The sequence below is a fragment of the Bartonella sp. PS17NMGDW genome (genome assembly GCF_042193555.1).
Classification (GTDB): domain Bacteria; phylum Pseudomonadota; class Alphaproteobacteria; order Rhizobiales; family Rhizobiaceae; genus Bartonella; species Bartonella grahamii.
Genome location: NZ_JBHILY010000027.1, coordinates 1 through 6,904, shown reverse-complemented (window position 1 = coordinate 6,904; position 6,904 = coordinate 1). Strand labels below are relative to the sequence as shown.

7 protein-coding genes and 1 pseudogene are annotated in these 6,904 nt (G+C 45.0%); all 8 read right to left on the bottom strand.

The genetic code is table 11. The annotated features are described in order from the left end of the window. Positions 1–59 precede the first annotated feature (59 nt). Positions 60–1,136, bottom strand: a complete 1,077-nt coding sequence (locus ACFIJK_RS08490; RefSeq protein ID WP_375627493.1) for a major capsid protein — start codon at positions 1,134–1,136, stop codon at positions 60–62. Between the two features lie 12 nt (positions 1,137–1,148). Then, the gene (locus ACFIJK_RS08485; protein ID WP_375627492.1) at positions 1,149–1,517 is read right to left on the bottom strand and encodes a head decoration protein; all 369 of its coding nucleotides are present in this window, start codon (positions 1,515–1,517) and stop codon (positions 1,149–1,151) included. Then, positions 1,514–1,780 carry a hypothetical protein gene (locus tag ACFIJK_RS08480; protein WP_041581352.1) on the bottom strand — a complete coding sequence of 89 codons (267 nt, stop codon included), beginning with the start codon at positions 1,778–1,780 and terminating at the stop codon, positions 1,514–1,516. Before ACFIJK_RS08480 ends, ACFIJK_RS08485 begins: the two co-directional genes overlap by 4 nt. Further along, the gene (locus ACFIJK_RS08475) at positions 1,777–2,850 is read right to left on the bottom strand and encodes a S49 family peptidase (RefSeq protein ID WP_375627491.1); all 1,074 of its coding nucleotides are present in this window, start codon (positions 2,848–2,850) and stop codon (positions 1,777–1,779) included. Before ACFIJK_RS08475 ends, ACFIJK_RS08480 begins: the two co-directional genes overlap by 4 nt. Then, positions 2,840–4,396: a phage portal protein gene (locus ACFIJK_RS08470; RefSeq protein WP_375627490.1), complete on the bottom strand. Its 1,557-nt coding sequence runs from the start codon at positions 4,394–4,396 to the stop codon at positions 2,840–2,842. The genes ACFIJK_RS08475 and ACFIJK_RS08470 overlap by 11 nt, the downstream gene beginning before the upstream one ends. Beyond that, positions 4,396–4,644: a phage head-tail joining protein gene (locus tag ACFIJK_RS08465; protein ID WP_375627489.1), complete on the bottom strand. Its 249-nt coding sequence runs from the start codon at positions 4,642–4,644 to the stop codon at positions 4,396–4,398. Before ACFIJK_RS08465 ends, ACFIJK_RS08470 begins: the two co-directional genes overlap by 1 nt. A 3-nt stretch (positions 4,645–4,647) precedes the next feature. Next, positions 4,648–6,597: a phage terminase large subunit family protein gene (locus ACFIJK_RS08460; RefSeq protein ID WP_375627488.1), complete on the bottom strand. Its 1,950-nt coding sequence runs from the start codon at positions 6,595–6,597 to the stop codon at positions 4,648–4,650. Beyond that, a pseudogene (locus tag ACFIJK_RS08455) lies at positions 6,587–6,904 on the bottom strand (hypothetical protein); the annotation flags it as partial. The pseudogene ACFIJK_RS08455 and the gene ACFIJK_RS08460, both read right to left, overlap by 11 nt.

Sequence of the window (6,904 nt, the reverse complement as noted above, 5' to 3'; positions counted from 1 at the left end):
GCCCAAAAGTGTTGCGCACATCTTTAACCATTTGGTTTAGCAGCCCGTGCCATCGCATGTTATTTCGCTCCAATCACGGCTTTAAACAGCATTTCAGGGCGTGTGCAAATGTAAAGCGGATAGCTGTAGACCTCCGGTTTTACCCATGCATTACGGTCGTGATCAATGATCAACATGGTGTAGAGAGGCTTTCCAACGGTGTTGGCAAAATCCAAGCTTTCACCTGGTGCAAAGGTTTTTTGGAAGACACCAGGCGCATCAACAGGAAAGAATTGACATTCATCAGGCTTAATGCCTATGGCGCGCTTTGTTCCAGCCTTCGCACTTATATTATAGTTGTGAATACTCCGGTAATTAATGAAAGTGACACCTGCAAAGTCAAAACTGCCAAAGCTGCCCGAGCCAAGAGCGCTTGGTGTTGCAATACCTCCGGCGCTATTGAGTGTCTGTGCTAAGGCTGTGTTGAGATAAGTTTCACGAATTGTTTTATGGTTTTTCAACTTGGAAAAGAATTCATTTCCACAAAGCCCAATAATCCGTGAACGATCAGAAAATGCTCCTTTTGAAGCCTCAATCATCCTCATAATGACTTGGTCAACATGGTCAGCAACATTGGTTGTTTCTGTATTCAGTTTAAAGTCAATGGGCTTTGGTGGTGTGATTTCCCATTCTTTGTACCAATCGACAATCACGGAGCCATCAGCATCAAGAACAACGCCTTGAACGGCGCCGAGTTGCATATTCTCCCATGTCAATTCAATTTCAGAAATCAGTTTCTTTTGTTTTTTGGCAATATATTTCATTGCTGTCTCTAACTGATCTTCTGCGCCAAATTCACGCCGGTTTTGGATTTCTTCTGATTTCACCGTATCACTTTTGGCAATCCGTGTTGTTTTGAAAAACCGAAGATTACGACCCTCTCTATCACCTTCTGCCAAAGGTGCCCCGCGTTCACTGGTTTGAATAAGCGAAAATGTATTATCACGCCGTTCAATACCAACCACTGTGGTGCTTGTTTCCACTTCCTCAAAAAGATCAAGAGAACTAATAAGCCCCGGTTGAAACTCATAGTTTTCGATGGCTTTCATCATTGTGATGCTTGAGAAAGCATCATGTTTAAAAAAGTTCATATCCATGTGCGCATTCTCCTATCGCAATAGAATGTTGTTTTTGTCTTCTAAAGACTGAATGGCTGCTTTCTTTTGCTCATCCGTGATGGCATCTGGCCATAGCAGTTCAGAAGCTTTTACAGTGCATAAGCGTACTGTAATCACGGCGCGTTGATCGGCGCCTGTTGCGTCAATAGTGGCAAAAGAAATCCCTGCCGGTGTTTGACTGCCATCTGATGCTGCTGGATTAAGGGGGACATAGTGTTCCGTTGCGGTTATCTTCCCCATGACAGTTCCTGCTTCAATGAATGCTCCTGATGCAAACACCACTTCTTCGTTTGACATATCGGGGTCGTAGGGTCCAAGATAAGCGCCATTGCGTACGTCGTCATAAATAATATTCGTCATTTCACTGCCCTCCAAGCTGCTTCCCATTTTGCGTGAATCTTTGCCTTGCTCGTCCCATCACTATGAGGGGTATAAGGCGAGACTTTTAAAGACGCGCTTTGAGAGCTAGCTGCTGTCAACACACATTGGCGTGCTTTCTCGAGACTCATACCGTTTTGAATAGCTTTTGCTGCGTCAAAAGAAACGCCTAAGTGCTTTGCTTGCCTTTCAAGGGTTGTTAGTGCTTTTGCGCGCTTTCTTTCTTTTTCAAGCACGGCTTTCATATCTTCGCGCTTGTTTTCATTGTCTTCATCCTCATCTTCGTTTTCTTCTTCATCGTCGAAGTCTTCGGCGTTTTTGTCGACGTCACTATAGTCTTCGTCCTCTTCCTCGTCATTGATGATGTCGACGATCTTTTCGTCATCCTCTTCTTCAGCGCGGTATTGTGTGCGTGCCATGTGTTTTGTCCTTCTTTTTCTGTTGATGTTGGGTTTTGTGATATGGAATCCGTTAAGGCTTCCAAAGCTTGCGCAAGGGTCCCCTGCGCATCTGCTAATCCAAGCGTGATCGCTTGGTTGCCTATAAAAGTTTCTGCTTTTGTGTCACGAATTGCATCAGCATTTAAGCGTCTGTTTTGCGCCACCAAATCAACAAACATCTCGTAGAGCAGGGCGCAATCGGCTTGCATTTTTATCTGTGCTGTATCGCTCAAGGGTTCATGAGGATTGCCATGAACTTTGTGATCACCTTCAAAGACAAAGGTCCATTTATGCCCGTGTTTTTCATCTGCACGGGACTGGTCAAGATGGGCGCAAACAACCCCAATCGAGCCCACAACACCCGTGCGAGCTACCCATATTTGAGAAGCAGAGCAGGCAATGGCATAAGCTGCAGAACAGGCAAACTCATTGGCATGTGCCCAAATGGGTTTATTGTATTGTTTTGAGAGTGTTTGAAACTCTTCAACCAAATCAAAGACACCACCGGCTTCTCCACCGCCGCTGTCAATATCAAGTAAGACAGCGCGAACATCAGGTTGTGCAATGGCTTCACGAAAAGAAGCCCTTAAACCTTCATAAGAGGTTAGCCCCGATAAAGCCCCAAGCCATGCACCACGGCGCACAAGCGTGCCATGAACTGGTAGGATAGCAACATTGTTTTGCACCACGTAAGTTTCTGGTGGTCTTAAAGCTTCCGTATCCCCTTGCGCAAAAGCCTTAGGGGGAAACTTTTCTCCCTCAAAAAGACGCGGCGCAAGAGCATTCAAAATGATATCAAGCTTTGTCGATGCAAGCATATGAGGAACACCAAAAAGCCGTGATGCCAAAAACGGCATGTCGAGATTATTCACCATTTGTATGTGCCTCACTGCCTTGGTTACTTTCATAAGTTTCAGAAGCTTCTGAATCTGCGGTATCAATTACTTGATTGCTACCAGAGGGCGCTGCCATATCCGTGTCAAAAGATAAGCCGCGCGCACGAGCATCTGTGTGCTCTTCTTGCAGTTCGGCATGAATGCTGTCGATATCAAAGCCGCGCTCGGCAAGTGCCATGCGTCGTGTTTTCAAGCCTGCACGGATTTCTTCTTTTTCCGCTGAGATATCCTTGTTTGGATCAATCATTTCAAGCGGGGGCGCAAAGCTTTCACATTGAAGCCATGGCAAGGGATTTTCTTCCCACCCTGGCAAATTGACGCATTTGACAAGCACTGCCATTTCAACAAAACGCTCCCATATAATGCGATTAAACTGAAAGGCAATGATATGTTCACGCCATTGTTTGACGTGCCGTCTAAACTGAATGATAGAGGTACGCACATTTGAAAAATTGCCGCGCGTAACGTCTCCAGTCACAACGGCATAAGGCATATTAAGAGCAGAACAAATCTTTAAAATATTACGATACTGAAAAGCCTCATAAGAACCACCAACTTCAACAGGGGTTGAAAATGTAATTTGTTTTTCGCCATCCACCATGTTGACCGATCCAGGATAAATTTTATCCACGTCAGGTGCCTCTTCAGTCTTCTTTGGGGGCGTCGTTTGTTCACGATTTTCCTCTAATGCCGCATCATGAGATTCCTTCCCTGTAATAAACACCGCAAAAAGAGCCGCCGTCCTTTTTCTATCGAGTTCTGCGTCGTCATAGGATTCCAGTTGAAAGATCTTTGTCATACAGCGCGTTATTTTGGGAGAACCGCGCAATTGTCCGGCAATACGGCGCTCTTTGATGTGCAGGACCATTTCAGCGGGGACACGCACGCGCTCTTGGCTCTCAAATGCCATATTTGCAGGGACATCATCATAGGGGTGATGTTCCCAGAAATGATAAGCAACACGCTTGCCACTGGCATTAAATTCAATTCCCATACGAATGTAATTGCCTTCAATCTCAGCAGGTCCATTGTAGGAAAGGTCCAACATTTCCGTGGGATAAACTTGTAATTGAAGCGGTACACCAGAGCGTCCGTAGAGATCAACATAATGCAATCTTACAAAGCACTCTCCGGTTAAAAAGACCTCTCGTGCAATGGTTGCTTGCAGCCCATAAAAGCTGGTATCTTCATCATAATCGGCTTCATCAACCCATTGCCACCATAAGTCTAAAAGCTTTTTCTTTTCTTCTTGAAAGCCTTCAATACGAGGATAAGGTTTAATCCCATCACTTACAGCCGCAGAGACCCATTCCTCCGTTGCAGAACCATAAAGAGCTTCATTGTCATAAAGCCATCTTGAACGGGCAACAATGGTATCACCGCATTCCTCAATGGCTTTATTAATATGTTTTTTTGCGGGGTCAAAACCACCCATACGGCGGCTTTTGCTTGCCGCTTCAAAATGGGGATTGTGTTGACGAGAAATTGTAAAAAAGCCCGTGAGTTTATTGAAAAAACCAGCCATTAATAGCCTCGTGATATATTAAAATAGAAAACGCGTGAACGCTTGCGTCCTTCAAGGTTGGCTATTTGTGTGTTCAGCATCTCAAGCGCTCTGCGCAGTTCCTCAACAGAACGGTTGCTTACTTGCTTATCGCCATGGCGCACCGATTGTGCTCCCGAATAAAGAGCTTCTTCAATTTGCTCACGCCGCCTTTTTAAGTTTTCAAGTCTGTCAATTTTGCTGTTAATTGGTTCTAAAGTTTCACCCACAAATTACCTCCAATCCCCTCGCATATAAGGATTCATCATTGTTCTGAATGGCTTCTTTTGAGGCTGTGCTGTCTGAGATCTTTTTGGAGCAGGAGAGGGGGCATGTCTTGGTGTTGGCTGCTCTAAAGAGCCCTCAATTTTAAGTTTTTCCAGACGCTCTTCTAAGATATCGACTTCTCGATTAAGGTTTATTCCTGCCGAAATCAGACCTTGTAAAGCAGCATAAGCATAGACCCTACAGTCCAAGGCTTCATTTCTTGCCTTTTCGCTTTTTTGCCATTCAATGCGCTTGAAGCCTTTAAAATATTTGATGACTTTTCTTTCAGCGGTTAGCTGGTCAAAATATTCCCGATCAAGGCTTTTGTGAAAGTGTGTTGCACCAGCACCCGATGCTTCAGGACCGGATTTTTTAAACCGTGCCGTGATAATATCTTTTGCTGCGTCAACACCAACAATATAGAGATTGATCTGTCCTTTGTTGTTTCTACTTGGGCGGCGTGGCCATACCGCACGCCATCCCGCTTGTCCCTTAATCCCCCAGATACGTCGCCCCTCACGCGGGCGAACATAATTATAAACTGCCTGTGTATGTCCACCACCGGTATCAATACAAGCAGCCGTTATCTTGATGCCGTCTTTGTAACCTAGATGCGGCCAGCGTCTTGTAAGATATTCATCCAATTGGTCCCATACTTCAAAAGAAGAGGGATCACCAGGAATGACGTGATAATCAATATGCCAGCTTTCTTCACTGCGTCCCCATCCAACCACTTCAAGTTCCAAGCGGTCATTTTGCACATCAATACCCGCTGTTAACAACACGGCTTGTTCTGGTGCCAATGGATAATCTTCGCGTTTTGCATAGAGGCTATCAGGATCAACAACTTCGCCTGTTCTGTCTTCCCATGGCTCTCCAAGAACTGTATTAATAAAAACTTGCAAAAGAGCAGGGTCTTCTTTGGCTCTTAAAAATTCGCGCGCACAATCGCCCCAAGTCAGCCATGGCGAATAAAGCGCTGAAATATGGTAAGAACGTAGACGAGGCTTACTTGACTCCTGTGTTGCGATCCAGCAAGCACCGTTTTCTTCTGCCATTAAGGTGGACTTACGATGTTCGGCATGTTCATGACCACAATGGGCACAAACAAACACAGCTTTTTCGGGGGCGCCTTTTGGCCACTTGATTTGTGACCAAACAATGGGCTGTAGAACACCACATGCATCACAAGGCACGTTGTAATATCGCTGGTCTCCTAGCACAAAATCCTTGGCGATACGGCTTGTGTCACGGTGTGTCGGCGTGGACAATTTAAAAATTTTACGTTGAATAAAAGCAGAGGTTCGTTTTTCAGCAATTGTTACAGGATCGCCTTCATTATCGACATTCAATGGGTAAGCATCGACTTCATCCAAAACCAAATAGCGAATAGGAGAAGAACGCAATCCAGCAGCACTATTTGCTCCTGTAATCATCAATGTTCCCCCATAAAATTCCTTTGAAAACATTGTATTTCCACTGTCTCGTGCACGAGCAGGAGCAATGCGTTCACTTAAAGCAGGGCTAGCTGAAATCATCGGATCAAGACGAGACTTTGACAGTTTCTTAGCGGTCTCAACTGTCGGCATCACATAAAGGGCAGGTCCTGGACTATGATGAATGGCATAACCACAAAAGTTCAATGCTGCTTCCGACATTCCAATCTGAGCCCCCTTCATCACAACCGTTGTTTCAGTCGGATCATAAACAGAAAGATTATCCATGATCTCTCGTAAATAGGGGGTACGTATAGTCCTCCATAATCCAGGCTCAGCACTCGTAACTGTGCTCAAATAACGATTTTTATCAGCCCACTGGGAAACAGTATAAGGCGGGTCAGGACGGCGTCCTTCATTCGCATAGCAAAAAAAGAGCCCAGCACCAGAGGATGAGGGCGAAGCATCACTACTTATCATGTTCTGGATTCTCTTCTAAAATGTTGGGATCGTGAAAAGAAACAGGGACGACATTTTCCATTAAAGCTTTGCGCATATGATGATCGATAGCTCCAATAAGGCTCGCAGCATCACATCCTACTTGCGCCGCAATTTCAGTACCAAAGCGATAGGCAAAATTGAGCATTGTATCTCGATGCGCTCTTCCAAAGTTCCATGCTTCTTTTCTCACTTCTTCACGATCGACAGTTGTTTCGCGTAACTTTTCCAGAGCAATCTTTTCTTTTGCTAGCGCAACTTGCATTCGCTCCAGTTTTATCTTGTATTC

Excerpts from the sequence above, each read along its gene's own strand:
- ACFIJK_RS08490 (WP_375627493.1), bottom strand. The coding sequence starts at position 1,136 with ATGGATATGAACTTTTTTAAACATGATGCTTTCTCAAGCATCACAATG.
- ACFIJK_RS08485 (WP_375627492.1), bottom strand. The coding sequence starts at position 1,517 with ATGACGAATATTATTTATGACGACGTACGCAATGGCGCTTATCTTGGA.
- ACFIJK_RS08480 (WP_041581352.1), bottom strand. The coding sequence starts at position 1,780 with ATGAAAGCCGTGCTTGAAAAAGAAAGAAAGCGCGCAAAAGCACTAACA.
- ACFIJK_RS08475 (WP_375627491.1), bottom strand. The coding sequence starts at position 2,850 with ATGGTGAATAATCTCGACATGCCGTTTTTGGCATCACGGCTTTTTGGT.
- ACFIJK_RS08470 (WP_375627490.1), bottom strand. The coding sequence starts at position 4,396 with ATGGCTGGTTTTTTCAATAAACTCACGGGCTTTTTTACAATTTCTCGT.
- ACFIJK_RS08460 (WP_375627488.1), bottom strand. The coding sequence starts at position 6,597 with ATGATAAGTAGTGATGCTTCGCCCTCATCCTCTGGTGCTGGGCTCTTT.